We start from the raw sequence: 24,832 nt of genomic DNA on the forward strand, positions 1-24,832 counted from the left end.
GGGAACCGTTTAAGAAATCCCCGGCAGCTCGCATTTCAAAAGTGCTGGTGCGGTCGAGAAGACTCGAACTTCCACGGGTTGCCCCACAGCGACCTCAACGCTGCGCGTCTACCAGTTCCGCCACGACCGCGGCGGCGTGCTGATAACAAAAGGATTGCGCCGCCACAAGCGCGATGACGCCTGTTTTACGCGGCGGCTTCGTCCTCGACGCGCTCGGTCCGGCCCTTCTCGGGCTTCAGCAGCATCTCCGTGATCTCGACGCCGATGCGCTCGCCGTTCACGAACACCGAGCCGTGCGCGATGGGGTGGTCGTTGGCGAGCAGCGTCACCGCGTCGCCCTCCATCGAGGACAGTTCGATCACCGCGCCGCGGCCCATGCGCAGCAACTGATGGATCGGGATCTGGGCTGCGCCGAGCACGACGGAAAGCTCGAGATTGACCTTGTCGATCTGCGGCACGAAACGTCTCCGGGCGCGCCCGATCGGCGCGGGCGCTTGTTTTGACGCACGATCCCACGCACGTGGTTAAAGCATGGTTGACTTCGCTCCCCCGCCCTCGCGCGACGCCCTGTTCAGCGCCTTCCTTCCGCGGGGCGACGCCGCCGCCGTCGAATGGCGGACAAGCGACCAGCCCGTCCCCTATCCGCAGGCCGTCGAGGCGATGGACGCGCGCGCTGCGGCGATCGCTTCCGGAGACGCTCCCGAACTCGTCTGGCTGCTGGAGCATCCCGCGCTCTACACCGCAGGCACGAGCGCCGACATCGGCGACCTGACGGAGCCGGACCGGCTGCCGGTTTTCCAGACCGGACGCGGCGGGCAGTACACCTATCATGGGCCCGGGCAGCGCATCGCCTACGTGATGCTCGATTTGAAGCGGCGCACGCCGGACCTTCGCGCCTATGTGGCGGCGCTCGAAGGCTGGCTGATCGCGACGCTCGATCGCTTCGGCGTCGACGGCGAGCGGCGCGAGGACCGCGTCGGCGTCTGGGTGCGCAGGCTCGACCGCGGCCGCGGGGCGGAGGACAAGATCGCGGCGATCGGCGTGCGCGTCCGCAAATGGGTGACGCTGCACGGCGTCAGCCTGAACGTCGAGCCGGATCTCTCGCATTACGCCGGCATCGTGCCCTGCGGCGTGCGCGACCATGGCGTGACGAGCCTTCTCGCCCTCGGCCGCGTGGTCTCAACCGCTGAGGTCGACATGGCGATGCGCGAGACCTTCGAGGAGATCTTCGGGCCGACGACGGCGGAGATTGGCTAACGACCGCGTGCGGCCGTGAGACGTATCGCCTGAACGCCCCTATATGGGCGCGATGCCGACCTTCCCGAACGTCGCGATTCCCAATCGCATTCTCGTGCCTCTGATCGTCGCCTGCGCGTTGTTCATGGAGAACCTTGATTCGACGGTTCTCTCGACCTCGCTTCCGGCGATCGCGACCGAACTCGGCGTCCAGCCGATCGATCTGAAGCTCGCGCTCACCGCCTATCTGCTGAGCCTCGCCGTGTTCATCCCCGTCTCCGGCTGGATGGCCGACCGGTTCGGCGCGCGCGTGGTGTTCCGCGCGGCGATCGCCGTATTCGCCCTGGGATCTGCGCTTGCAGGCTTCTCGAGCGGAATGGGCGAGATCATCGCGGCGCGCATCGTGCAAGGCGCAGGCGGTGCGATGATGGTGCCGGTCGGGCGGCTGGTGATCCTGCGCACGGTGCCGAAATCCGAGCTTGTCGGCTCACTCGCCTGGCTGACCGTGCCGGCGCTGATCGGGCCGGTGCTCGGGCCGCCCGTCGGCGGCTTCATCACGACCTATTTCTCCTGGCGCTGGATCTTCTGGATCAACCTGCCGATCGCGGCGCTCGGGCTGGTGCTCGCCACCCTGTTCATCCCCGACATCCGCGGCGAAGAGCGCACGCCGTTCGATCTCCCCGGCTTCGCGTTGTCCGGCTTCGGACTGGCCGCGCTCGTCTCGGGCTTCACCGCGCTCGGGCTCGAGGCGCTGCCGCTCTGGGCCGGCTTCGCGCTGCTCGGCGCTGGCGCCATCGCCTGCGCCGCCTACCTCGTCCATTTCCGCAAGGTCGAGCATCCGATCCTCGATCTCAGGCTGTTCGCGATCCCGACCTTCCGGACTGCGATCCTCGGCGGCTCGCTGTTCCGCGTCGGCGTCGGCGCGGCTCCATTCCTGCTGCCGCTGATGCTTCAGGTCGGCTTCGGCCTCACAGCCTTTCAGTCGGGCATGACGACCTTCGCCTCCGCGCTCGGCGCGCTCGTCATGAAGCTCGCAGCCAAGCCCATCCTCCAGCGCTTTGGCTTCCGCACGGCGATGATCGTCAACGCTCTGGTCGCGGGGGCGTTCATCACGGCGCCCGCTCTGTTCACCGCCGCGACGCCGGCGGCTGTGGTGTTCGCGGCGCTGCTGATCGGCGGCTTCTTCCGCTCGCTTCAATTCACCTCCGTCAATGCGCTGTCGTATGCCGATATCGACGCCGACCGCATGAGCCGCGCAACGAGCATCGCGAGCGTCGCGCAGCAGCTGTCGCTCTCCGTCGGCGTCAGCTTCGCCGCGCTTGCGCTTGAGACCTCGATGGCGGCGCGCGGCGCGGATGCGCTGGCCGCCTCGGACTTCCCGCTGGCGTTCCTCATGGTCGGGCTGGTCTCGGCATCCTCGGTGCTGCTGTTCTGGAGGCTTTCCGCCGACGCCGGGGACGAGATCTCGGGCCACGTTCTGACGAAGCCTGATCCATTGGCGGAAGCTCGCGAGCGCGGCTAAGGCGCCTCGCGATCACGGTCTTGCGACGTGAGCGCGAGGAACGGATCGCGCCCGATCGTCCTTGTCTGGAGGACCACGACAGGAGCCGTGTCATGAAGCGCATGTTCGCCGCAGCCGCCCTCGCCGCCGCCTTGCCTCTCTCGGCGCACGCCGCGGACACCATCGACATGCTCGGCAAGGACGGCAAGTCGATCGGCCAAGTCACGCTCACCGCCGCGCCCAAGGGCGTGCTGATCGACATCGACATCAAGCCGGGCGGCCTGCCCGCCGGGAAGCATGGCCTCCATTTTCATGAGACGGCGGACTGCTCGGATGTCGGCGAGTACAAGAAGTCCGGCTCTCACGCCGGCCACGGTGAAGGCAAGCATGGGCTACTGAACCCCGGCGGCCCGGAGCCCGGCGACCTGCCGAACCTGATCGTGCTGGCCGACGGCTCGGCGCAGGCGGCGCTCTACTCGAACCTCATCAAGCTGGACGAGTTGAAGGACGCGAACGGCAGCGCGCTGCTGATCCATGCCGACAAGGACGACCACATGAGCCAGCCAATCGGGGGCGCCGGAGCGCGGATCGCCTGTGGGTCGATCAAGTGACCGGCGCGAGCGAAGCCTTCGCCTTGCGGCGGTAGACGATGCCGCGCGGCCCGGCGCCGTCGGTCGGCCCGTCATGGGCGAACCCGAGGCGTTCGACGACCGGGATGGCGTGCGCGTCGCCCTCCGGCACCAAGGCGACGATCTCTTCAAGCCCGAGATTGTTGAAGCCGAGTTCGGTCACCGTCTCTCCAACGCGGACCGCATGCCCCTTGCAGCGCAGACGCGGCGCAAGCGCATAGGCGAATTCGACGGCGTCACCGCCTGAAAGCTCTCGGCGGCGCAACCCGGCCCATCCGGCGAAGCTGCCGTCGCGCATATCCCGCAGGAACCAGAGGCCGAAGCCCTCGTCGCGCCAGTGCTGGCGGGTGCGGGCGACGAACAAATCCGCCGAACCGCGTTCCGCCTTGTCGCTCAGGGTCGTCAGCATGTGCGGATCGTCGAAGCTCGCGGCGAGCGCTTCCCGATAGCCGTCATGCGGCACGTCGGCGAGCAATCCGCCGATGTCCACGAGCGTTGGGTAGCGACGGTTGAGCATCGGGACAAGCCTCGCAGTCGGCCATCGTCCTTTCGGAAGACGAAGCCGAGCACATGATCATTGCAGGTTCAAGACGAACCCAAGAACGCGCCTAAGAAAGCGGAAAGGGGTCCTGTTCGACCGACGCGACGCCACGGGTCCGGAGCGTTTCGGCCAGAGCGAGGGGAAGACCTCCCTGCGACGTGAAGATCGCGCGCAGCGGCGCCGGCTCCTCCGTCGGCGCGGCGCCCGTCAGCGCGACCACGCGCCGAGCGATCGCGGGAGCCGGATCGATCCACGCGACCGGCCATGGCGCGATCGCCGCGAAGCGTTTCGCGAGCAGCGGAAAATGCGTGCAGGCGAGCGCCACCGCGTCGGTCCGGCGGCCGTCCTTCTCGACGAAGCACGGCGTGATCTCCGCCAGGAGTTCGGCGTCGGACGCCGGCGCCCCACGAAGCTCGGCTTCCGCATAGGAGGCGAGCTTGGGCGAGCCGACGACGGTGACCTCGGTCGCGCCTGCGAAGGCCTCGATCATTGCGCGGGTATGCTCGCGCCGCGCGGTGCCCGGCGTCGCGAGCACGCTAACGAGCCCGGAAAGGGAGGCCGCGACCGCAGGCTTGATCGCCGGGACCGTGCCGACGAACGGCAGGGCAAACGCCGCCCGGAGAGCCGGCAGCGCGAGGGTTGAGGCGGTGTTGCAGGCGACGACGACAAGATCGGGGCTTTCGCGCGCGATCAGCCGGTCCATCACCGCAACGACGCGCGAGACCAGCGTCTGGTCGTCCAGCGCGCCGTAGGGAAAGGCGGCGTCGTCCGCGGCGTAGATGAAGGAGGCCTGCGGCATGGTCTCGCGCAAAGCCGCCAGCACGGTGAGGCCGCCAAGACCGGAATCGAAGACAAGAACGCGGGGGGCATGGTCGAGCGGCGCGAGCGGCTTGGCGCTGAGCCCCGCGAACAGATCCACCCCCATGCTCCCCTCTCTGTCCCGAACTCCGTTCAGGAGACGATTGAACCCGGCGATGGTTACCGAATCGTGGCCGGATCGGCGCGCGAAAAAGGCGGATGACAGGTGTTGCAGTTGAACCACCGCGGTCAGCGGTGGCGCTGCTTCCACGAAGGCTGCGCTCCCGCAAACGGCAGCGCCTGAGCCTCGAACACGCCGCGCGCCACCGCGCGGGCGAGCGTCAGCGCCATGACGTGGCCGATGGCGGACAGCGCGGCGAGGCGATCTTCCGGCAGCGCGACGCGTCCGGTCGCGGCTGAGAACACCACGTCGCCGTCGAGCGGCGTGTGGCAGGGAACCAGCGCGCGGGCGACGCCGTCCTGCGCCATCACAGCCAGCATCTTCGCTTCCGCTTTCGTGACGACGGCGTCGGTCACGACGATCGCCAGCGTCGTGTTTGCCCCGGCGACCGGCTTTACTGGCGGGAACAGCGCTTCGGCCGGAACGGTGGGCGCGGGCCCGAGGCCGCCAAACTCGTCGCCGATCTCAAAGGGCGCCGCCCAGAAATGCGGACCGTCGCCTACGGTCGCCGAGCCCAAAGCGTTGACCGCCGCCAGCGCGCCGACCGTGACGCCAAGGCTTTCGATCTTGCTCGACGCCGAGCCAAGCCCGCCCTTGAGGTTCGCGGTGCGGGCGCCAAACCCGGCGCCGACACTGCCGAGCGCGAAGTCGGCGGAGATCGCCTGCACGGCGGCGTAGCCGAGCTCGCGATACGGCGCGAAGCGGCCCCAAGCCTTGTCGCCGCCATTGATGAGATCGAACAGGATCGCCGCCGGCACGATCGGAACGCGAGCCGGGCCGACGACGAAGCCCCTGCCCTGCTCGGCGAGCGCCGCGACGGCCCCGCCCGCCGCGTCGAGCCCGAACGCCGAGCCGCCGGAGAGGCAGATCGCGTCCACGCTCTGCACGGTGCGCTCCGGCGCGAGCAGGTCGGTCTCTCGCGTCCCCGGCCCGCCGCCGCGCACGTCGACGGAGGCGGTCGCCGGCTCGTCGAAGACGATGACGGTGACGCCGGAGGCGAGGCGCGCATCGTCGGCGTGACCGACGAGGACGCCTGGGACGTCGGTGATCGCGTTGCGAGGGCCGGGGCTGAGGATCATGACGCCCACGCTATCGGTTCGGTCGGTGAGCTCAAGCCGGCGCCAACGCTCACGCGTCGAGCGGGGCGCGCCACCGGACGCGGTAGAAGATGTGGCGGCCGATCTTGTCTTCCTTGACCATGTCGCGGATCCAGTTCGGCCGCACATAGGTCGCGTGATAATGCGTGCTGTCGCCGACTTCCGGCAGCCAGGCGCCGTTCTGCGCCACGTCGCGGGCGATGCGGGTCGCGATCCTCCAGGCATAGGCGTTGTTTACCCGGTCCGGAATGCGGTCGCAGGCGAAGGAGAACTGGCAGGCGTTGCGCCGGTGCGCATTCTGGTAGACGACGCCGCAGACGTCGGCCGGGTAGTAGCCTGAGCGCACGCGGTTCATCACGACCTGGGCGACCGCGTATTGCCCCTTCACGGGCTCGCCGCGCGCTTCGAAATAAACCGCCTCCGCAAGGCACTGCTCGGCCTTCGCAAGCTGCGCCTCGGGGATATAGACGCGATGCGTAAGCCGGGTCTCGACGCCGCCTTCGCCGTCGAAGCCGCGCGAGGCGACCGTCTCGCCCTCCGCAGCCGCGCGGCTCGACGGGGTGAAGGCGGCGCGCGAGCCGCGCCGCAGGTCCGCGATCGCGCGGCCGGGCGTCGTGACGGGCAGCGCCGCCACGGCGACCGGCGTTTCGGCCGCAGGCGTGGTGGTGCGCGGCATCAACCCGCCTGAAAGCGTGGCGACGCCTGGCGTCGAACCGTCATGGTTCGGCCCGGCCTCCCGGGGAATCATGGGGACGGCCGTCGAACCGGCGGACGCCTGCTGCTCCTCGTCATCGCCTGACGGCCGCTTCGGTGTGGTGAGCCCGGCCATCGGCTGGGCCGCGGGAGACGCCGCGACCGGGCGCGCACGCGCTTCGCCCAGCCTGGCGCCGGCGCGCGTCTCCGCGATCGCCATGCCGATTGCGGGCAGCGCGTTCAAACCGGTGAGATCGCGCTTGAGCACGAGCGCGATCGACGGGATCGCAGCGACCGGGTCGCCTGTCGGTCGCCGCGGCTCCGCGGGCCGACGCGGCGGCGGCGGCGCGACGGCGTGCCGGTCCCCCTTGAGGGTCCGGTCGACGAAGGGCGCGGGCTGATCGGATTTGGCGTCGCTCTCGGCGGCGGGCTCCGGCAGATCGAGCACGACCAGCGCCTCGGAGCCTGCGAGCGGGTTCGGCGTCAGCATCGGCCCACGGCCGGAGCCATAGAGGTCGGCCGCCTCAAGCGAGGCGAGCTGAAGCGGCTGAGCGACGGTCGCGAGATAATGGCCGCGCGTCGGGGCCGTAGCGTCCCCGGATCGGGTCAACAGGCTCGCCGCGTCCTGCCGGGCGATCGAGGTCGTGGAGAACGGCGCCATCGCGGCGAGAGCGACGAGAAGCAGGGTCGGCCGACGCCGAACGATCGATCTCCCCCGCTTCGCCACGCCACTGAACCCTTACGCCGACTGACGCCTACCGAACTCCTATTAGTTGTCGGTTCTTAACCTTGACGCGGGGTTAACGCGCGATCACTGGCCGACGAGGCGAGCCTTGAGCGCGTTGGCCGCGGCTGTCTCACGAGCGAAAGGACCGCCCTCGAACTTCCCGAGCAGCGTCGCCGCGATCTTCGCGCCCTCCGTGCCGAACCGGCCTTTCAGCGTCGCCTTCAACCGCGCCTCGCTCTGGTCACGGCGACGGCGCGCGAGGCGGCCATCGGTCGCGAGAAAGGCCGAATGGGCGGAGAGATGGCCGAGCAGCGCGTCGAGCCCGTCGCCGGTCTCGGACGAGACCAGCGCGACGGGGACGGACCAATGCGCCTCGACGCCCGCGGTCAGGGTCAGCGCGCTCTCGAGGTCGTCGCGGGCGCGGCGGGCGGGCGCGCCCAGATCGGACTTGGTGACGACGACGACGTCCGGCAGCTCCATCACGCCGGCCTTGATGAACTGCAGCGCGTCGCCTGACGCCGGCTGGACGGCGAGCAGCACCGTATCGCCGACGATCGCGACATCCGCCTCCGACTGGCCGACGCCGACGGTCTCGACGATCACGCGGTCGAACAGCGCGCGCATCAGGATGGTCGCGCCGAAGGCGAGGTCGGAGAGGCCGCCGAGCCTGTCGCGGGCGGCGTAGGAGCGGATGAAGACGCCGGTATCGCCGGGCTCGGTCGCGATCCGCGCGCGGTCGCCGAGCAGCGCGCCGCCCGAGCGCATTGAGGACGGGTCGACCGCGACCACGCCGACGGTCTGGCCCCGCCCGCGGAATGCCTTCACCAGACCGCCGGTCAGCGTCGACTTGCCGACGCCGGGCGGGCCCGTGAGTCCGAGGACCTCGCCGCGCGGCGCGGCTTCGGCTTCGTCGAGCAGGCCCGCGGCCTCGAGTGAGCCGGCGCCCCGTTCGAGCCGCGCCAGAGCACGGGCAAGCGCAGGCTTGCCGCCGCCGCGCAGCGCGTCAAGATCGGGAAAATCGCTCAAAGGCTCGAATCCGGACGGGTGCGGAAAGAGGCTTCCTCGCATGTCCGCCGTTCAAGCGCGACGGCGCTTTCGTCAGTTATTTCGGAGCGGCGGCAGGCGTCTGCGGACGGAAGCGGTCGCAGCGCTCGTGCACCGCGCGCTCGGCGCGCTGGAGCACTGAGTTGAAACGCACGTTACGCTCGGGCTCGAACAGCGCCCGCTGGCCCCGGGCATACTCCACGTCGCCGGTCGAGTAGGCGTAGAAGATCTTGCGCTCGTCCTCGTTCGGGATGCTTTCGCCCGCGGTGGTCACAAGGCACTGGCAGAGCTCGGGATTGGTCTTCGGCGTGCAGGCCGCGAGGTACTGCTGGTCGGCCGACTGGCCGCCCTGCTCGGGCGTCGCGCCTTGCGCGAAGGCGGCGCCGGCGAACAGGCCGCTGGCGAGGGCTGCGAGGACGAAACTACGCATCGCTGAAGGTCTCCCGGTCGCGCCGGACTTGGCCGCCGGCGCTTATCGTTTTCTTAGATCGCGCCGGGGATGTCCGCCATCCCCGCTCCGGCGTCAATCAGACGTTCCGGCGAGACCGAATACGGCGAACAGCCCGTCCGGATCGCTCCAGACATGGGCGACGCTCCAGCCCGCTTCTTCGGCGAGCTCCGCGAAGCTCGACGTCGAATACTTCCGCGAGCTTTCGGTATGGATGGTCTCTCCCTCAGCAAAGGAGAAGCTGCGGCCGGCGACTTCCGCCTTCTGCGCGCGCAGGGAGACCATGTGCATCTCGACCGCCGAGGTCGCCTCGCTCCACCGCGCTTCATGGGCGAAGCCGTCTTCGGCGAAGTCGCCACCCAGTTCGGCGTTGATGCGAGTCAGCAGGTTGAGGTTGAACGCCGCGGTGACGCCCGCCGCGTCGTCATAGGCCGGAAGCAGCCGAGCGAGATCTTTCTTCAGATCGACCCCGATCACCGCCTTGCCGGCTTCGCCGACTTGGGCGCGGACGCGGCGCAGGAAGGCGACCGCCTCGTCCCGATCGAGGTTGCCGATGGTAGAGCCCGGGAAGAACGCGACCCGCGGCGTGAGTTTCGGCAGATCGTCCGGCAGGTCGAACTCGTCCGTGAAGTCGGCGACGACCGGGCGGATCTCGATATAGGGAAACCGACGTTCGATCCGCGCGGCGGACGTCGCGAGGAAATCGCCGGCGATGTCGATCGGTAGGTATAGCGCAGGGTTTTCGAGCGCGCCCAGCAGGATCTCCGTCTTCACGCCCGCGCCGGCGCCGTATTCGACGAGCACGGTTCGCGGACCGCAAAAAGCGGCGATCTCGCCCGCCTGCTCCCGGAGAATCGCGGTCTCCGTGCGGGTCGGGTAATATTCGGGCAGCGCGGTAATCTGCTCGAACAGCTCCGAGCCCCGGTCGTCATAGAGCCAGCGGCAGGGCAGCGTCTTCTGCGGCGTCCGGCTCAGACCCTCGATTATGTCGGCCTCGAAGGCCTCGCGCTGGGCGGTTCTGAAATCAGTCTTTTCAAGCATCAGGCGTCCTCGGCGAGCCGAAGGCCGGAGAACTGCCAACGCGTGTGAGGCGGGAAGAAATTGCGGTAGGTCGCGCGGATATGCTCGTCCGGCGTTGCGCAGGAACCGCCGCGCAGCACGAACTGGCCGCACATGAACTTGCCGTTGTACTCGCCGACAGCGCCCTCCGCGGCCTTGAAGCCTGGGTATGGCGTGAACGGGCTGCGGGTCCATTCCCAGACGTCGCCGAACATCTGGCGAAGGCCCTTCTCGCCCAGCGTCGCCGGCTTAGGCCTCAGGCGACCTCCGTCGGCGAAGGTGCCGGTCTGCGGCAGCCCGGCTGAGGCGAGCTCCCACTCGGATTCGGTCGGTAGGCGCTTGCCGGCCCATGTCGCATAGGCGTCAGCCTCGAAATAGGAGACCTGCGTGACAGGCGCGTTGAGGTCGACCGGCTGCATGCCGCGCAGCGTCATCGTCCACCACGCGCCGTCACGGTTCTCCCAGTAAAGCGGCGCTTCCCAACGCTCCGCCAGGATCTGGCCCCAGCCTTCTGCAAGCCAGAGCAGCGGATCGCGGTAGCCGCCGGCCTCCATGAAGGCGATCCATTCGCGATTGGTGACCAGACGGTCGGCGAGACGGAACGGGTGGACGAGCGCCTTGTGGCGGGGACCTTCGCAATCGAACGCGAAGCCTTCGCCGTCATGGCCGATCTCGACGATTCCGCCTTCGAAGGCGACGTAACCCGCCTCGCCCGGATCTTCCGCGATGGCGAGCGGCTCGGGATCGCGGTAGGCGGGCTTGATCGGGCTCTGCGAAAAGAGATGCAGGATGTCGGTGAGCAGCAGCTCCTGATGCTGCTGCTCGTGATGGCAGCCGAGCTCGATCAACTCGGCGACCGACCGCTCGGGATCAGACGCGATCAGTTGCTCCATCGCCGCATCGACATGCGCGCGGAACGCCATGATCTCGTCGAGAGCCGGCCGGGTGATCATGCCCCGCTTCGGCCGCGGGTGCCGGGCGCCGATCGTCTCGTAATAGGAATTGAAGAGGTAGTTAAAGCGGTCGTCGAACACCCGGTAGCCGGAGACGTTCGGCTTCAGCACCATGGTCTCGAAGAACCAGGTGGTGTGCGCGAGGTGCCACTTGGCCGGGCTCGCGTCCGGCATCGACTGCACGGTGGCGTCCGCGTCGGAGAGCGGACCCGCGAGCTTTGCGCTGTGGGCGCGGACGGCGCGGTAGCGCGCGGTCAGCTCGGACGCCGCTCTGGCGTGGCGGGCCGGGGATGCTGTCATTCTAGACTCCTGCGGCGGGCTTTCGTCAGAAGGGTTCGCACACCCGGCTCGTGACGTTACGTATGGCCCGCGCAACGGATCGCAACGACCCCTTCGCAGAACGCGCATTTTGCCGCCGCGGGCGGCCGCAGCGAGCGATTGCGGCCGCGCAAACAGAGGCCGCCGCAGCCTCCGGCTCGCGCCGTTAGGCCGCGTCGGCGGCCTTCTCGGCCTTCTTGCGCTTCAGCGCCGCCTGCGCTGCGGCGAGGCGGGCGATCGGGACGCGGAAGGGCGAGCAGGAGACGTAGTCGAGCCCGACCTCCTCGCAGAAGTCGATCGAGGCCGGATCGCCGCCATGCTCGCCACAGATGCCGAGCTTGATGTTCGGCCGCACCTTGCGGCCGCGCTCGCAGCCGATCTCGACGAGCTCGCCGACGCCTTCGCGGTCGATCGTGACGAACGGATCGGTGTCGAGCAGCCCCTTCGCGACATAGGGGCCAAGGAAGGGCGCGGCGTCGTCGCGGCTGATGCCGAGCGCCGTCTGCGTCAGGTCGTTGGTGCCGAAGGAGAAGAACTCCGCCGTCTCCGCGATCTCGCCGGCCATCAAGGCGGCGCGCGGCAGCTCGATCATGGTGCCGACCTGGTAGATCAGCTTTTCGCCGGTCTCGCTCTCCACCTCCTTTGCGACGGCGTCGATGCGCGCCTTCACGAAGTCGAAGTCCTTCCGGCCGATGACGAGCGGCACCATGACCTCGCAGGTCACCGGCGCGCCGGTCTCCTTCGCGGCCTCGACAGCCGCCTCGAAGATCGCGCGGGCCTGCATCTCGGCGATCTCCGGGAAGGCGATCGCCAGACGGCAGCCGCGGAAGCCTAGCATCGGGTTGAATTCGTGCAGCGCGTCGGCGCGCGCCTGCAGCTTCTCGGGCTCGATCCCCATCTCCTTGGCGACCTCGGCGACCGCCTCGTCCCCATGCGGCAGGAACTCGTGCAACGGCGGGTCGAGCAGGCGGATCGTGACGGGCAGGCCCTTCATGATCTCGAACAGCTCGCGGAAGTCCGAGCGCTGATAGGGCAGCAGCTTGGCGAGCGCCTTTTTGCGGCCGGCCTCGTCGTCGGCGAGGATCATCTCGCGCACGGCGACGATCCGGCGTTCGTCGAAGAACATGTGCTCGGTGCGCGACAGGCCGATGCCCTCGGCGCCGAAGCCTCGGGCGGCGCGGGCGTCCTCCGGGGTCTCGGCGTTGGCGCGGATCTTCATGCGGCGGATCTGGTCGGCCCAGCCCATCAGCACGCCGAAATCGCCGGAGAGCTCCGGCTCGATCATCGCGACAGCGCCGTCGATGATCTGCCCGGTCGAGCCGTCGATGGTGATGATGTCGCCGGCCTTGAAGACCTTGCCGCCGATCGTGAGCGTTCCGGCCTTTTCGTCGATGCGGAGCGAGCCTGCGCCCGAGACGCAGGGCTTGCCCATTCCTCTCGCGACCACCGCCGCGTGGCTCGTCATGCCGCCGCGCGTCGTCAGGATGCCGGCCGCGACATGCATGCCGTGGATGTCTTCCGGCGAGGTCTCGACGCGCACCAGAATGACCTTTCTCGCGGTCTTCTCGCCCTGCGTCGCCTCCTCGGCGGCCTCGGAAGAGAACACGATCTCACCCTGCGCGGCGCCGGGCGACGCCGGCAGGCCGGAGGCGATGATCTTGCGCTCGGCCTTGGGGTCGATGGTCGGATGCAGCAGCTGGTCGAGCGAGGACGGGTCGATGCGCGCGACCGCCTCCTCCTTCGACAGCACGCCTTCGTTGACGAGGTCGACCGCGACCTTCAGCGCCGCCTTCGCCGTGCGCTTGCCGTTGCGGGCCTGCAGCATCCACAGCTTGCCGCGCTCGACGGTGAACTCGAGGTCCTGCATGTCGCGGTAGTGCATCTCGAGCTTGGTCGCGACGCCGACAAACTCCTTGAACACGTCGGGCATCCTGGCTTCGAGCGACGGCGCCTTGACGCCGCCCGCGGCCCGCGCGGCCTCGGTGATCGGCTGCGGGGTGCGGATGCCGGCGACGACGTCCTCGCCCTGCGCGTTCACCAGGAATTCGCCGTAGAGGCTCTTCTCGCCGGTCGACGGATCGCGGGTGAAGGCGACGCCGGTGGCGGACGTCTCGCCCATATTGCCGAACACCATGGCCTGCACGTTGACCGCGGTGCCCCAGCTCTCGGGGATCGAGTTCAGCCGGCGATAGGTGATCGCGCGCGGGTTCATCCAGGACTGGAAGACGGCGCCGATCGCGCCCCAGAGCTGGTCGGCCGGCTCCTGCGGGAAGGCCGCGCCGGTCTCGGCCAGAACCTTCGCCTTGTAGGCCGCGACGATCTTGATCCAGTCCTCGGCGTCGAGTTCGACGTCCTCGACGATCCCCTTCTTCTCCTTGGCCGTCTCCAGAATATCCTCGAACGCATCGTGGCCGATCCCGAGCACGACGTTGGAGTACATCTGGATGAAGCGGCGGTAGCTGTCATAGGCGAAACGCCGGTCGTCGGCGTCCGTCGCGAGCCCTTCGACCGTTCGGTCGTTGAGGCCGAGATTAAGGATCGTGTCCATCATGCCCGGCATCGACGCCCGCGAGCCGGAGCGGACGGAGACCAGCAGCGGGTTCGCCTCGTCGCCAAATTTGCGGCTGGTGATCTGCTCGATATGGGCGAGGCCCGTGTCGACCTGAGCCTTCAGCTCCTGCGGATAGGCGCGGCCATTGGCGTAGAAATGGGTGCAGACCTCGGTGGTGATGGTGAAGCCGGGCGGGACGGGCAGACCGATATTCGCCATCTCCGCGAGATTGGCGCCCTTGCCGCCGAGCAGGTCGCGCATCTCGGCGCGGCCCTCGGCGCGGCCATCGCCGAACGTCAGAACCCACTTGGTCATCGCGTCGTCTCCCGGACCCGGTTAGCGCCTTTCGCAAATGCGAAAGCGGCGAAGAGCGGTGATCAGGTGGCGCACTCGGGCCTTCCTGACAAGCGCAATTCGGGCATGCGTGAGGGGCAGTCTCGTCTCGTCCGAGCGCGGCATCCTTAGCCGCTCGCCCATCCGCCAACTGAAAGGCGTGCTGCAACGCAAAATGCTTTTGCGAGCGACTTGCAAATTCTCATGTTGCGAACGATTATCAGAAGCATTGAGCGAAGGCGGGCAATGGACGGCGGGATCAAGGACATGAGCGACATCGCGCAGGGCGCATCGACAAGCCCCCTCGTGGGGTGGCGCGGCCTGCCCGGCGGAGCCTCGCTCGCCGAGGTCAACGGCTCGGTCTCGGTCGGCGGACGGACGGGCCTGCGACGCTTGCTCGCCTTTGTCGGACCGGGCTACCTCGTCGCCGTCGGCTATATGGACCCCGGCAACTGGGCGACTTCGCTCGCCGGCGGGTCGAAGTTCGGCTACGCGCTGATGGCCGTCGTCGCCCTGTCGAGCATGATGGCGATGCTGCTGCAGGCGCTCTGCGCCAGGCTCGGCGTCGCCACGGGCCGTGACCTCGCGCAGGCCTGCCGCGACGCTTTTCCGAAGGCCGTCGCCTACCCGCTCTGGCTGCTCGCCGAAGCCGCGATCTGCGCGACCGACCTCGCCGAGGTGATCGGCACCGCGATTGGGCTCAACTTGCTGTTTCACATCCCGCTTGAGCTCGGCGTCGTCATCACCGCGCTCGATGTGTTCCTCGTCCTGCTTCTGCAGCGCGTCGGCTTCCGCTTCGTCGAGGCCTTTGTCATCGGCCTGCTGCTCGTCATCGCAGCCTGTTTCGCGGTTCAGCTCGCGATGGCTGACCCCGATTTCGGCGCGATCATCCGCGGCCTCGCGCCCACGACCGATCTCGTGACCAATCCCGACATGCTCTACATCGCGCTCGGCATCGTCGGCGCGACGGTCATGCCGCACAACCTCTATCTCCACTCCTCCATCGTGCAGACGCGCGGCTACAAGCGCGACCCCGCCGGCAAGCGCGAGGCGATCCGCTACGCCACCACCGACTCCACGATCGCGCTGGTGTTCGCCTTCGTCGTCAACGCCTCGATCCTGATCCTGGCCGCCGCGGCGTTTCACGCGAACGGCCGCACCGAAGTCGCCGAACTCGGCCAGGCGCACACCCTGCTCGGGCCGCTGCTCGGCGGGTCGATCGCCGCCTCTGCTTTCGGTCTCGCGCTGCTCTGCTGCGGCCTGAACTCGACCGTCACCGCGACGCTCTCCGGCCAGGTCGTCATGGAGGGCTTCCTCCGCATCCGCCTCGCGCCGTGGGCGCGGCGCCTGATCACTCGCGCGATCGCGATCGCGCCGGCGATCGTCGTCACGCTGCTTTACGGCGAAAGCGGCACGGCGAAGCTGCTGGTGATGAGCCAGGTGGTGCTGAGCCTACAGCTTCCCTTCGCCGTGATCCCGTTGGTCTGGTTCACCGCCAGCCGGTCGAAGATGGGTGAGTTCGTCGCTCCCCGCTGGATGTCCATCGCGGCCGGGCTGGTCGCCTCGGTGATCGTCGCGCTGAACGTGAAGCTGGTCTTCGACTTCGCGACGGGGAGTTGAGATCGGCGGTCCGTCCTCAGGCCGGGTCTCGACCTCGTCGAGGCGCACGAACCGGGCGCCCGACGCCCTTAAAGCGCGGATGCCTGCGGCCAGCCCGGCGCCCGCGCTCCGCGTCGGCTGGTTGATGTGGGCGATGACGACGTCGCCGGACTTCGCCGCGGCGACCCTCTTCTCGACGGTCGGCGCAGGCAGCGACGCGCCCATGTCGGCGTTCAGGGAATAGCCTGCGATCTTCTGCCCCTGCGCGCCCGCCTCCTCCATCGCGTCGCGCGTGTAGCGCGCGGTCGCGCTGCGGAACCAGCGCGGCTTTGCGCCCGTCGCTTTCGTCACGGCCTCCGCGCCGCCGGCGATCTCGGCCCGCACGGCCTCCATCGTCCCGGCCGTTTTGACGCCGAAGATCCGTGCGGTGTCGGTGTCGGTCGGCACGTGCATCGCGCCATGGTTCTCGATCTCGAACTGTTCGGGACGCGCCTTCATCAGCCCCAGCGCCTCCGTATTACCCCTGAGCCATCGGCCGGTGACGAAGACCGTCGCCTTGGCCCCGGTCTCGAGCAGCGCGTCCAGCACGCGTCGGTCGATCGCGCCGGAGCACGCGTCGAAGGTCAGCGCCACGGTGCGGGCGCCGGTCGGCGACTTGTCGACGTGAAGGCGCGGCTCGAACTCGGTCGCGCGCGAGGGCGAAACAGCGAACGCCGCCCAGACGAATATCAGCGCGGTGCGCCGCATAAGAAAACTCCGGACCGCGGATCGTGGCGGATTAAAAGCCTAAAAGGCCATTCCGGCCAAAGCATGGCCGTCGATTGGCTTGGAGGGTCGGCGCGGGTTAGCGTGCGTCCCGCTGATGACCGGAGGACGACATAGCGTGATGCGCGGCGTTCTGAGCCTGATATCGACGGCGCTCGCCGCGGCCGCTCTGCTTTGCGCCGGCCAGGTCTTCGCCGCGGACAAGCTGGAGGATTTCTGGTCGGTCGGCCGCCCGAAACCCTCGCCCGGCTTTACGCTCGCGCCGCCTTCGGCCTTTCCCGTCGCGACCTCCGCCGACGCGCTACCGACGCCGAAGCTCAGGGTTCCCCAAGGTTTCAAGGTCGAGACCTGGGCGTCCGACGTGCTCGACGCAAGGATGATGCGGCTGGGCGACAAAGGGACGGTGTTCGTCTCGTCGCTGTTCGTCGCGAACCGCGTCTACGCGATCGTCGATCACGGCGACCGGCGCGAGGTGAAGACGATCGCCTCGGGGCTGTCGATGCCGAACGGACTCGAGTTCCGCAACGGCGCCCTCTATGTCGCGACGCCCAAGCAGATCCTGCGCTACGACGACATCGAGAACCGGCTCGACAATCCTCCTCAGCCCGTCGTCGTCTACGACAAGTTCCCGGGCGAAGGCCCGCATGGCTGGAAGTTCCTGAAGTTCGGGCCGGACGGGCGGCTCTACGCGCCGGTCGGGGCGCCCTGCAACATCTGCGTGCCCGACAAAAACCACGCCCGCATCCTGTCGATGACCGCGGACGGACAGGATGTCCGCACAGTCGCCGAGGGTGTGCGCAACACGGTCGGCTTCGACTTTGACCCGCGAACCGGGGACCTGTGGTTCACCGACAACCAGCGCGACTGGATTTCGGACGACATGCCGCTCGACGAGCTGAACCATGTCACGAAGCCCGGCCAGCATTTCGGGTTCCCGTACTGCCATTCCGGGCTGATGGTCGATCCGGAGGTCGGCCAGAACCGCTCCTGCCGGGAGTTCGTATCGCCGGCTGCGCTGCTCGGTCCGCATGCCGCGCCGCTCGGGATGCGCTTCTACACCGGGACGATGTTTCCTCAGCAATTTCACGACGCGATCTTCATCGCGCGGCACGGGCCGTGGAACCGGGCGCAGAAGGGCGCCGACGTCGCCGTCGCCTATCTCAACGACCGTCGGGAGGTGCTCACCGTCGAGCCGTTTCTCACCGGCTTCGTAGAGAACAACGACTATCTCGGCCGCCCCGTCGATGTGCTCGTCATGAAGGACGGCTCGCTGCTCGTCTCCGACGACCACAACGGCGCGATCTACCGCGTGAGCGCTACCGCCGAGGGCTCGGCAACTCTTACGCGCTGAGCGCGTTCCTTCCCATCGAAGCGGCGTCCCGCCGCCCGGAGGACAGCGTCATGGGCCTGTTTAGCCGTGGTTCCCTGTTTCACCGCCGCTCGAGCCTGCTCGGCCGCTCGAGCTATGACGACACGCCGACGACGCTCGGACGAGGCGGCGGCTTGTGGCTCACCGCTCCGTCGATCGGGCTGTTCGTCGTCTCGCTCGTGCTCGCGGCCGCCGCGCTTCTCGAACGCTACGCCAGCGTGGATCTGCCGGTCGTGACCACCGCGAACGCCTTCGCGGTGCTCGCCATCGGCTATGTGGTCCTGCTCGTCGGCGTTCTCGTGCCGCGGGCCTAGGATTCGGGCTCAAATTCCAGCGCGACGCCGTTGATGCAGTAGCGCAGGCCAGTCGGCGGCGGGCCGTCCGGAAAGACGTGGCCGAGGTGGCTGCCGCAGCGCGCGCAGTGCACCTCGGTGCGGACCATGCCGTAGGTCCGGTCCTCGGTGATCCCGACGGAGCCTTCCACGGGCGCGCCATAACTCGGCCAGCCCGTGCCGCTCTCGAACTTGGTGTCGGCGCTGAACAGCTTCTGACCGCAGCCGACGCAGGCGAACGTGCCGGACCGTTTCTCCTGCAGCAGCGCGCAGGAGCCGGGGCGCTCGGTACCGTGATCGCGCATCACCCGGTACTGCTCGGGCGTCAGCATCGCACGCCACTCTTCGTCGGTGCGGGTCACCTCGTAGGTCTCGTCGAGCATCGGGCTCTCCTCCATCGATCTCGGCTCCTAGATAGGCGCCGGCGGACCGTTCGTCAGGTCGCGACCGCGACTTCCGGGCGGGGGTTCGTCTTCGCCGGCGACTTGGGAAGGCCGACGTCCAGGCAGAGCGAGACCACTTCGGTCAGGCTGCGCCCGACCGCATCGGCGCCGGCTTTGCGCGCTCCCGCCGTCTCCGCTTCGTCGGTCGACCAGCAGCCGAGCACGATCACCGATTGCGGAGCGCGGCGCTTGGCGCGGCGGACGGCGAGCCGCAGGTGCGCCTCCGTCGGGTCGAGCAGCACGACCAGCACGATCGTCGGCGCGCCGGACGGATCGAGCTCGACCACGCTCGACGTCGAGAGGAAGTCTTCGTCCTCGAGCGTGGCGTCGACGCCGTGCTTCACGAGGATCTGCCGGCTGATCGCGGCCGCCGCATGGTCGAGCTGAGAGCGCCCGCCGACGCAGCGGACCTTGACGATCGGCGGCGGCGCGACGGGCAGCGGCGCGGTGGAGGACTCCGCGTTCGTCCCCTCGACCGCGTGGATCGTCTCCGAGTCCGTCGTCTTGTCGAGCGGCGGCGGCGAGGGGTCCTCGTCCTCCCAGTCGTCGAGGTCGTCGACAAGTTCGTGGGCGGCGGCGCGCACTGTCGCGAGCCTGCGGTCGTCGAGCGCGCCGCGGGCGGCGTCGCGGCTCGCGAGCAGCAGGCCGGGTAGCGCCACCTCCTCGTAATAGGTCGAGAGCGAGCGCTCCTTCAGGAACTCCTCCGCCTTCTCGGCGGCCTCCGCGGGATCGCCGACCAGCATGCGCTGATAGAACAGCTCCGGCGGGGTGAGCGACGGCCTGTCGCCGAACATGGTGTCGAGGAAGCTCAGCGCCTGCACGTGGCGGCCGAGCACGACGAGGCAGACGGTGAGCGGGGTCGACAGCACGAGGCCGATCGGGCCCCAAAGCGCGGTCCAGAAGGTCGCGGCGAGCACCACCGCGACCGGCGACAGACCGGTGCTGCGGCCATAGGCCAGCGGCTCGATGACATGGCCGACGATCGGCTCGATCACGGCGAACAAAGCCGCGGTCCAGATGAACATGGTCCAGCCGGGATCGACGGACGCCGCGAGGATCAGCGGGAAGATCGCGGCGATGACCGCGCCGATATACGGCACGAAGCGCAGCACGGCGCCGAGGATCCCCCAGAGCGGCGCGCTCGGCACGCCGATCAGCCACAGGCCGATCGCGATCGACACGCCGAAGCAGGCGTTGACTGCGACCTGCGTCAGCAGCAGCCGGCTCAGCCGCTTCGCCGCGTCGTCGAGGGCTGCGGTTGTGCGCTGGATGTCGTGGGCGCCGGCGAGGCTCATCACTCGGTTCCGCAGATCCTCCCGCTGCAGCAGGATGAAGATCACGAACACCATGACGATGCCGGCGGTCGCCAGCGGATGGATCAGCGGCTCGAAGATCGCCTGCAGGTTCTGCATCGGCGTCGGCGGCGGATTGTGGATCTCGACCGGCAAGGGCTGATCGGACTTTCGGTTGTCGACCAGCGGCTTGCCGTCGGGCCCGATCGTCTCGCCCTGAGGGGTGGGCGCGTTCAGCTCCTGGCCGAGGCTCTGCAGCAGGTCGCCGGCGCGCTCCAGCGTGCGGCTGCCGCCGGTCGCCGCGCGCAGCGACTGCGCCTTGTCGCGCATCGTCGACTGGTATTGGGGAAGATCAGCCGCGAGCTGGCCGACCTGGCCGGCGATCATCGCCGACAGCCCGAACAGCAGCACGAAGGCGAGCAGCACGACGGAGATCACCGCCGGCGTCCGCGGCACGCGGAGCTTTCGGGCGCGGCCGACGAGCGGGGCCAACACGAAGCTGAGCAACAAAGCGAGCGCGATCGGGATCAGCACGTCGCGCCCGACATAGAGGATCGCGACCACCACCGTGCCTACGATCGCGGCGGACGCGGCGCGCACGAGCGGGCTGTCCAGCCCTCCGACCTCGGGAGAGGACGCTTCCGGCATGTCCAAATCGACCCCCAGGTCCTTCAAGGCCTTACGGCCGCACGCGCTTCGTATGCCAGAACGCCGCTATGCCACGCCCGTTCCGTTTCGGGACGCGGAGCCGCAACGGCTTGGTGAAGGAAGCGTGACGCGTCGAAAGCGGTAGCGGCCGCGCCCGCATGGATCCCAGCTTTACATCTCGTGGCGGAATGGCGCCTGCCGTCCGGCGGCCCGATGCTGCGGACAAACGCCCAGGCGCCCGGAGCGAGCCATGCCCAACGATCCAACCGCGATCTACCTCACCGAAGGCGACGACACCTACAAGCCGGGCAGCCTCGGCGTCCTTTTCCCCGACCTGTACGCGCTCGGCGGCGACGACGTCATCCAGAGCTCCGCACTGCTCGGCCACGTCGATGGCGGCGCTGGCGATGACATCATCTACGGAGCGTTCGAGCGCGGCGGCATCGACGGCGGAAGCGGCGACGACACGATCTACGGCGCGGCGGGCCGCTCGACAGTCAGCCGCAGCCATCTCGATGGCGGCTCAGGCGACGACCACATCATCCAGCGCGGCGGCGCGGCGGACATCTCGGGCGGCTCCGGCGACGATCTAATCGAGCTCGGAACCGCCTATTGCAACCTCAAGGCCGGCAGCGGCGACGACAGGGTCGTCTATCAGGAGAGCTACGCGATATCGTATAAGGGCCTCGATCTCGGCTCGGCCGACGACGTCGTGGACGGCTCCGGCAGCTTCTCCGGATCACCGAGCCAGAACACGAACTATGTCATCACGACCTTCGGCCGCGGCGGCGACGATCTGGTCATCGCCGGCGCCGGACGCGACGTCTTCGACGGCGGCCGGGGGATCGACGAGATCTCCTACGCCCATGAGCGCTCGGCGGTGACGATCAACCTGCGGACCGGCGCGACCGGCGGCGCCGCGGCGCACGACACGCTGAGCCGCGTCGAAAACGTCACCGGAACCTCGTTCGACGACCGTATCGCCGGCGACAGCCACGACAACGTTCTGACCGGCGGCGCGGGGGCGGACCGCCTGTATGGCGGGCGGGGCGACGACCGCCTGATCGGAGGCGAAGGGGTCGACCGCCTCAGAGGCGGCGCGGGCGCCGACATCTTCGCGGTAGGCCACCAGGACGTGATAGCCGACTTCCATGCTCGCCAGGGCGACCGGCTCGATTTCTCCGTGCTGTTCGACAATCTGTATGTCCGCACGATCCAGCCCGAGACGCCCGCTGACCTGCTCACCGCGCTGCATCAGGAGCGCAGCGGCGCCAACCTGTTCGTCACCGCGGACCTGTCGGGCGACGGCGTCGACGATTTCGCGCTGACGCTGCTCAACGTCCACGCCCTGCACGCGCGCGACATCGTGGTGTGACCGGGGGCGCCGTCGGCGCGCCCATTCACCTGCCCGCCTTCGGCATGACGGTGGAGCGAGGGAGCGGACGCGCCTCATCCTCCGGCGGCCCGGAAAACGTCACATCCCGCTCTCGTCAAACAGCGACGCGTTGAGACAGGGAAGCGCGGGAGCGCCGGGCCACCGTCAGGGGTAGTAAGTATTGCCGGTCGCCCGGCGCTCCACGCACGGCATTTTTGCGAACCCTGCGGACGACATCCGAAACCGCTCAAACTGTCCGGCCGCGATCCCTGGAGATCGAAGCCTTCGGACGGGGGCGTCTCCGCCGGCCTTTGGAGCCGGCGTCAAAAACCTCCGCGCCTTGAGCGGTCCCGCGCCATGCTAGGCGGCCCCCGTCGTAATGCGGGGCGGTCTCGTCACAGGCTCGGGGGATTAAGCAACGCCTCCCTAAGCCTACGCCGCAGCAGTCGCCCCGGGACGGAGACATCCGGTCATCCCCGCCGCAGGCGCCGCCTTCTCCCCGCATGGCCGGCCGGTCCGGACACGCCTTCCGACGGGGAGAAGCCAGCGGAGTGGATCACGGACGGGGTGAGATGTCAAGGATTATTTTCCTAGTGGATTGTTTTAGCACTAGGCTTATCGCTTAGTGGGTTTCGCCATTTCGAATCACCGGTGATCTATGACCGAGCTTCATCCCGGCCTCGTCGCTCTCGCCTTAGAAAAATGCGAAGGCTCTCAGTTTGAGAAATTCGCTCAGACGGTTTTTGGTGCCGTATTAGGCCCTTCGTTTAAGCCGCTAGGCGGCACGCACGACGGAGGCGCGGACGGGTTTTTCGATGTTGACATTTTAGAGGACACCTCGAAACCGACAACATTCTTCCAGGCGACGAGAGAACTAGACTACGACAGCAAAATCGCTCGGACGATAACTCGGCTTCGCCAGGTAGGACGAAGTGTTAATAGACTATACTATGCAACTCCCCGCACGATTAAGCTTTCTGACAGGGCTCAGATTGCACTGAGTGACAAATACGAAGTTGATATCCGAATTTTTGACGGAAATTTCTTCCAGCAGAACGCCAATTTTAGCCCTGACGTTGTTGCTGCTTTTAACGCATACCTACGGCCTTACGCCGCCTTCGTTGAGACTGCACAAGCCCCCAGCTTTCCTAGTGCAGGACTTACGAACAATGCCCAAGCGATATCTGCGTTTCTGGGACAAGAAATGGAGCGTCGTCTTGGAACCGCTCGAACACTTGAAAGCGTATGCGACTCGTTAATTCTATGGGCTCTCGAAAGTACAGATCCCGACCAAGGGATACTCATGACAGAAAATGAAATTATTGAGAAAGTCGAAAACGTCATTCCTACTGCGAAGCAATTTTTTCGCGGAGAAGTCCACACTCGCCTCAGCCGAATGAGCACCAAAATAGCTGGTGAGCGGCTGGTCAATATTTATAAGCGCGAGAATAAATATTGTCTGCCATACGAGACACGACAAGTGCTAGATGATCAGCGATTCGACGACGAAGCCCTAAAGCTGGCTGTCACAGCCTCCTTCGTCGACAGGATTCGCGAGTCTGATCCGTCACTGGGCGGCAACACAGTTGATACAATCGCCATCGTAATACACAGCACGCTTGAAGCTGTGTTTGAGAAGCAGGGGATTGGAGCATCAAGGCACTTTCTCTCGGAGGACGTCCCTACCGACGACGCCTTAGAAAATACAGCTATCATAGAAATAGCCGAAACTAAGCTATCCGACGCGGGCTTTAAGGGGACACCCCGCAGTGACGTTCTTACTATTGTCAAAAACGTACTTAGAGGCGTATTCTATAATTCAAATGAAAGTGAGAGGACTTATTGCTCTCGCCTTGCGCGCACCTATATTTTGCTTTTTTCGATACGAAACACGCCACAGATCATTGAATACTTTAACACAATGGCGAAAAACTTCATACTTTACATTGGATCTGATTTGATTGTACGCGCCCTTTCGGAGTTTTACCTCCCGCAAGAAGACCAAATGACAGTCAATACATTCAAGATATTAAGGCAGTCAGGGTCTCGGCTGATACTTACGGAAGCGATGCTTGAGGAGGTACACTCCCATATCTACGCGGCCAATCTGGAGTACGAAAACTATTACTACGACATTGAGCCAATAGTCGACGCCCCGCTTGCCTCTCAGTCTGATCGCATACTTATACGAGCTTATTATTATGCGAAATTTGATCTTCGCCTTGCGAGCAGACCGGCAAGCTGGAAAGGCTACTTAAATAATTTCTTGACGGCATCTAAGATGAGCGGGTCCGTATCGCCGGTCAGCCTGAAGTCCTTGAAAGATACGGTATGTGCCCGCTTCGGGATGGAATTCGAGGATAAGTCAACAACAAGCCAAGGGCTGAAAGATGCTGAAGTAAAAAAACTGGCTCGGACGATCCGCGAGATGCGCCCCCCGGGACGTCACGAGAAGCTGTCTGAGAATGATGCCTCGATGATTTTAAGGATAGATCAGTCTCGGAGGACAAAAGAAAATAAAATAGTAAATCCGATTGGTTTTAGAACGTGGTATTTGACGCAAGATGGCGTGTCCGGCGCGGCGACCTCCAAATGTTTTCCAGAACGTCGACATGCTCGATATGTGATGAGGCCGGAATTTCTGGTGAACTACATCGCTTACAACCCTACTGACGCGCAGGTTCGACAAAGCCTAAGAACAATATTCCCTTCAAAATTAGGGATTAGACTTGGATCGCGGATGGATGGAAAGGCCATTGAAGGCGTCCTGAATTCAATCAAACAAGCGTATAGCGTAGACCCGGCACGCGCGTCGGCAATTGTGGCTGAGCACGCTGATGCGTTGAAGTCGGATAGAATGAGAGCTTTCGCGATAAAATTTGAGCCGAAGGTTTAGCCAA

Annotated in this window: 20 protein-coding genes, 1 tRNA gene and 1 pseudogene; 8 read left to right on the top strand and 14 right to left on the bottom strand. The window is 66.7% G+C overall.

What is annotated here, in order from left to right; translation table 11 throughout:
* Nucleotides 1-45: 45 nt before the first annotated feature.
* Together EYR15_RS09785 and EYR15_RS09790 are read right to left on the bottom strand one after the other, a co-directional pair.
* A tRNA-Leu gene (locus EYR15_RS09785) sits at nucleotides 46-130 on the bottom strand.
* A gap of 55 nt (nucleotides 131-185) precedes the next feature.
* Entirely contained in the window at nucleotides 186-458 is a 273-nt protein-coding gene (locus EYR15_RS09790; protein ID WP_131003365.1) for a FliM/FliN family flagellar motor switch protein, read from the bottom strand.
* 73 nt (nucleotides 459-531) lie between these two features.
* Here EYR15_RS09790 and lipB point away from each other — a divergent pair, with 73 nt between their 5' ends.
* The 3 genes from lipB (at nucleotide 532) to EYR15_RS09805 (ending at nucleotide 3,348) form a co-directional block, all read left to right on the top strand.
* Complete coding sequence (gene lipB, locus EYR15_RS09795) at nucleotides 532-1,257, top strand: lipoyl(octanoyl) transferase LipB (protein ID WP_131003366.1); 726 nt, start codon at nucleotides 532-534, stop codon at nucleotides 1,255-1,257.
* Between the two features lie 43 nt (nucleotides 1,258-1,300).
* Nucleotides 1,301-2,758 carry an MFS transporter gene (locus tag EYR15_RS09800; protein WP_245498239.1) on the top strand — a complete coding sequence of 486 codons (1,458 nt, stop codon included), beginning with the start codon at nucleotides 1,301-1,303 and terminating at the stop codon, nucleotides 2,756-2,758.
* A 92-nt stretch (nucleotides 2,759-2,850) separates the two neighbouring features.
* Entirely contained in the window at nucleotides 2,851-3,348 is a 498-nt protein-coding gene (locus tag EYR15_RS09805; protein WP_131003367.1) for a superoxide dismutase family protein, read from the top strand.
* Here the strand turns inward: EYR15_RS09805 and EYR15_RS09810 are convergent.
* From EYR15_RS09810 to ppdK, 9 genes are all read right to left on the bottom strand, one after another.
* Nucleotides 3,341-3,883: a GNAT family N-acetyltransferase gene (locus EYR15_RS09810; RefSeq protein WP_131003368.1), complete on the bottom strand. Its 543-nt coding sequence runs from the start codon at nucleotides 3,881-3,883 to the stop codon at nucleotides 3,341-3,343. The genes EYR15_RS09805 and EYR15_RS09810 overlap by 8 nt on opposite strands.
* A gap of 91 nt (nucleotides 3,884-3,974) precedes the next feature.
* Nucleotides 3,975-4,832: a glutamate racemase gene (gene murI / locus EYR15_RS09815; protein WP_131003369.1), complete on the bottom strand. Its 858-nt coding sequence runs from the start codon at nucleotides 4,830-4,832 to the stop codon at nucleotides 3,975-3,977.
* A 122-nt stretch (nucleotides 4,833-4,954) separates the two neighbouring features.
* Complete coding sequence (locus EYR15_RS09820) at nucleotides 4,955-5,965, bottom strand: P1 family peptidase (protein ID WP_131003370.1); 1,011 nt, start codon at nucleotides 5,963-5,965, stop codon at nucleotides 4,955-4,957.
* A 49-nt stretch (nucleotides 5,966-6,014) separates the two neighbouring features.
* A complete protein-coding gene (locus EYR15_RS09825; RefSeq protein ID WP_131003371.1) occupies nucleotides 6,015-7,403 on the bottom strand; it encodes a cell wall hydrolase in 1,389 nt (462 codons plus the stop codon).
* An 84-nt stretch (nucleotides 7,404-7,487) separates the two neighbouring features.
* The gene (locus tag EYR15_RS09830) at nucleotides 7,488-8,429 is read right to left on the bottom strand and encodes an ArgK/MeaB family GTPase (RefSeq protein ID WP_245498240.1); all 942 of its coding nucleotides are present in this window, start codon (nucleotides 8,427-8,429) and stop codon (nucleotides 7,488-7,490) included.
* Nucleotides 8,430-8,505: 76 nt separating this feature from the next.
* Entirely contained in the window at nucleotides 8,506-8,877 is a 372-nt protein-coding gene (locus EYR15_RS09835) for a hypothetical protein (RefSeq protein WP_131003373.1), read from the bottom strand.
* 93 nt (nucleotides 8,878-8,970) lie between these two features.
* The gene (gene egtD, locus EYR15_RS09840; RefSeq protein ID WP_131003374.1) at nucleotides 8,971-9,936 is read right to left on the bottom strand and encodes an L-histidine N(alpha)-methyltransferase; all 966 of its coding nucleotides are present in this window, start codon (nucleotides 9,934-9,936) and stop codon (nucleotides 8,971-8,973) included.
* Nucleotides 9,936-11,207 (bottom strand): ergothioneine biosynthesis protein EgtB, encoded by a 1,272-nt coding sequence (gene egtB, locus EYR15_RS09845; protein WP_131003375.1) that lies wholly within the window; start codon nucleotides 11,205-11,207, stop codon nucleotides 9,936-9,938. Before egtB ends, egtD begins: the two co-directional genes overlap by 1 nt.
* Nucleotides 11,208-11,391: 184 nt before the next feature.
* On the bottom strand, nucleotides 11,392-14,091 hold the full coding sequence (gene ppdK, locus EYR15_RS09850; RefSeq protein WP_131003376.1) for a pyruvate, phosphate dikinase: 2,700 nt from the start codon (nucleotides 14,089-14,091) through the stop codon (nucleotides 11,392-11,394).
* 285 nt (nucleotides 14,092-14,376) lie between these two features.
* Here ppdK and EYR15_RS09855 point away from each other — a divergent pair, with 285 nt between their 5' ends.
* Nucleotides 14,377-15,729 carry an Nramp family divalent metal transporter gene (locus EYR15_RS09855; RefSeq protein WP_131003587.1) on the top strand — a complete coding sequence of 451 codons (1,353 nt, stop codon included), beginning with the start codon at nucleotides 14,377-14,379 and terminating at the stop codon, nucleotides 15,727-15,729.
* A gap of 249 nt (nucleotides 15,730-15,978) precedes the next feature.
* Here the strand turns inward: EYR15_RS09855 and EYR15_RS17165 are convergent.
* Nucleotides 15,979-16,455, bottom strand: a pseudogene (locus EYR15_RS17165) (polysaccharide deacetylase family protein); the annotation flags it as partial.
* Nucleotides 16,456-16,594: 139 nt separating this feature from the next.
* Between EYR15_RS17165 and EYR15_RS09865 the strand changes: the two are divergent.
* Both EYR15_RS09865 and EYR15_RS09870 read left to right on the top strand, forming a co-directional pair.
* Nucleotides 16,595-17,824, top strand: a complete 1,230-nt coding sequence (locus EYR15_RS09865; protein ID WP_131003377.1) for a PQQ-dependent sugar dehydrogenase — start codon at nucleotides 16,595-16,597, stop codon at nucleotides 17,822-17,824.
* 50 nt (nucleotides 17,825-17,874) lie between these two features.
* The gene (locus tag EYR15_RS09870) at nucleotides 17,875-18,156 is read left to right on the top strand and encodes a hypothetical protein (protein ID WP_131003378.1); all 282 of its coding nucleotides are present in this window, start codon (nucleotides 17,875-17,877) and stop codon (nucleotides 18,154-18,156) included.
* On the opposite strand, the gene msrB is transcribed toward EYR15_RS09870, so the two are convergent.
* Both msrB and EYR15_RS09880 read right to left on the bottom strand, forming a co-directional pair.
* Nucleotides 18,153-18,572: a peptide-methionine (R)-S-oxide reductase MsrB gene (gene msrB, locus EYR15_RS09875; RefSeq protein ID WP_382239266.1), complete on the bottom strand. Its 420-nt coding sequence runs from the start codon at nucleotides 18,570-18,572 to the stop codon at nucleotides 18,153-18,155. The two genes, EYR15_RS09870 and msrB, sit on opposite strands and share 4 nt — an antisense overlap.
* A gap of 38 nt (nucleotides 18,573-18,610) precedes the next feature.
* Entirely contained in the window at nucleotides 18,611-20,557 is a 1,947-nt protein-coding gene (locus EYR15_RS09880; protein ID WP_131003379.1) for an AI-2E family transporter, read from the bottom strand.
* Nucleotides 20,558-20,807: 250 nt separating this feature from the next.
* Here EYR15_RS09880 and EYR15_RS09885 point away from each other — a divergent pair, with 250 nt between their 5' ends.
* Nucleotides 20,808-21,932, top strand: coding sequence for a calcium-binding protein (locus EYR15_RS09885; protein ID WP_131003380.1), 1,125 nt, complete (start codon nucleotides 20,808-20,810; stop codon nucleotides 21,930-21,932).
* Nucleotides 21,933-22,590: 658 nt separating this feature from the next.
* Complete coding sequence (locus tag EYR15_RS09890) at nucleotides 22,591-24,828, top strand: hypothetical protein (protein ID WP_131003381.1); 2,238 nt, start codon at nucleotides 22,591-22,593, stop codon at nucleotides 24,826-24,828.
* Nucleotides 24,829-24,832 lie beyond the last annotated feature (4 nt).

This window comes from Hansschlegelia quercus (assembly GCF_004310425.1).
GTDB classification, from domain to species: Bacteria; Pseudomonadota; Alphaproteobacteria; order Rhizobiales; family Methylopilaceae; genus Methylopila; species Methylopila quercus.

Excerpts from the sequence above, each read along its gene's own strand:
- lipB (WP_131003366.1), top strand. The coding sequence starts at position 532 with ATGGTTGACTTCGCTCCCCCGCCCTCGCGCGACGCCCTGTTCAGCGCC.
- EYR15_RS09800 (WP_245498239.1), top strand. The coding sequence starts at position 1,301 with ATGGGCGCGATGCCGACCTTCCCGAACGTCGCGATTCCCAATCGCATT.
- EYR15_RS09805 (WP_131003367.1), top strand. The coding sequence starts at position 2,851 with ATGAAGCGCATGTTCGCCGCAGCCGCCCTCGCCGCCGCCTTGCCTCTC.
- EYR15_RS09810 (WP_131003368.1), bottom strand. The coding sequence starts at position 3,883 with ATGCTCAACCGTCGCTACCCAACGCTCGTGGACATCGGCGGATTGCTC.
- murI (WP_131003369.1), bottom strand. The coding sequence starts at position 4,832 with ATGGGGGTGGATCTGTTCGCGGGGCTCAGCGCCAAGCCGCTCGCGCCG.
- EYR15_RS09820 (WP_131003370.1), bottom strand. The coding sequence starts at position 5,965 with ATGATCCTCAGCCCCGGCCCTCGCAACGCGATCACCGACGTCCCAGGC.
- EYR15_RS09835 (WP_131003373.1), bottom strand. The coding sequence starts at position 8,877 with ATGCGTAGTTTCGTCCTCGCAGCCCTCGCCAGCGGCCTGTTCGCCGGC.
- egtD (WP_131003374.1), bottom strand. The coding sequence starts at position 9,936 with ATGCTTGAAAAGACTGATTTCAGAACCGCCCAGCGCGAGGCCTTCGAG.
- egtB (WP_131003375.1), bottom strand. The coding sequence starts at position 11,207 with ATGACAGCATCCCCGGCCCGCCACGCCAGAGCGGCGTCCGAGCTGACC.
- ppdK (WP_131003376.1), bottom strand. The coding sequence starts at position 14,091 with ATGACCAAGTGGGTTCTGACGTTCGGCGATGGCCGCGCCGAGGGCCGC.
- EYR15_RS09855 (WP_131003587.1), top strand. The coding sequence starts at position 14,377 with ATGAGCGACATCGCGCAGGGCGCATCGACAAGCCCCCTCGTGGGGTGG.
- EYR15_RS09865 (WP_131003377.1), top strand. The coding sequence starts at position 16,595 with ATGCGCGGCGTTCTGAGCCTGATATCGACGGCGCTCGCCGCGGCCGCT.
- EYR15_RS09870 (WP_131003378.1), top strand. The coding sequence starts at position 17,875 with ATGGGCCTGTTTAGCCGTGGTTCCCTGTTTCACCGCCGCTCGAGCCTG.
- msrB (WP_382239266.1), bottom strand. The coding sequence starts at position 18,572 with ATGGAGGAGAGCCCGATGCTCGACGAGACCTACGAGGTGACCCGCACC.
- EYR15_RS09880 (WP_131003379.1), bottom strand. The coding sequence starts at position 20,557 with ATGCCGGAAGCGTCCTCTCCCGAGGTCGGAGGGCTGGACAGCCCGCTC.
- EYR15_RS09885 (WP_131003380.1), top strand. The coding sequence starts at position 20,808 with ATGCCCAACGATCCAACCGCGATCTACCTCACCGAAGGCGACGACACC.
- EYR15_RS09890 (WP_131003381.1), top strand. The coding sequence starts at position 22,591 with ATGACCGAGCTTCATCCCGGCCTCGTCGCTCTCGCCTTAGAAAAATGC.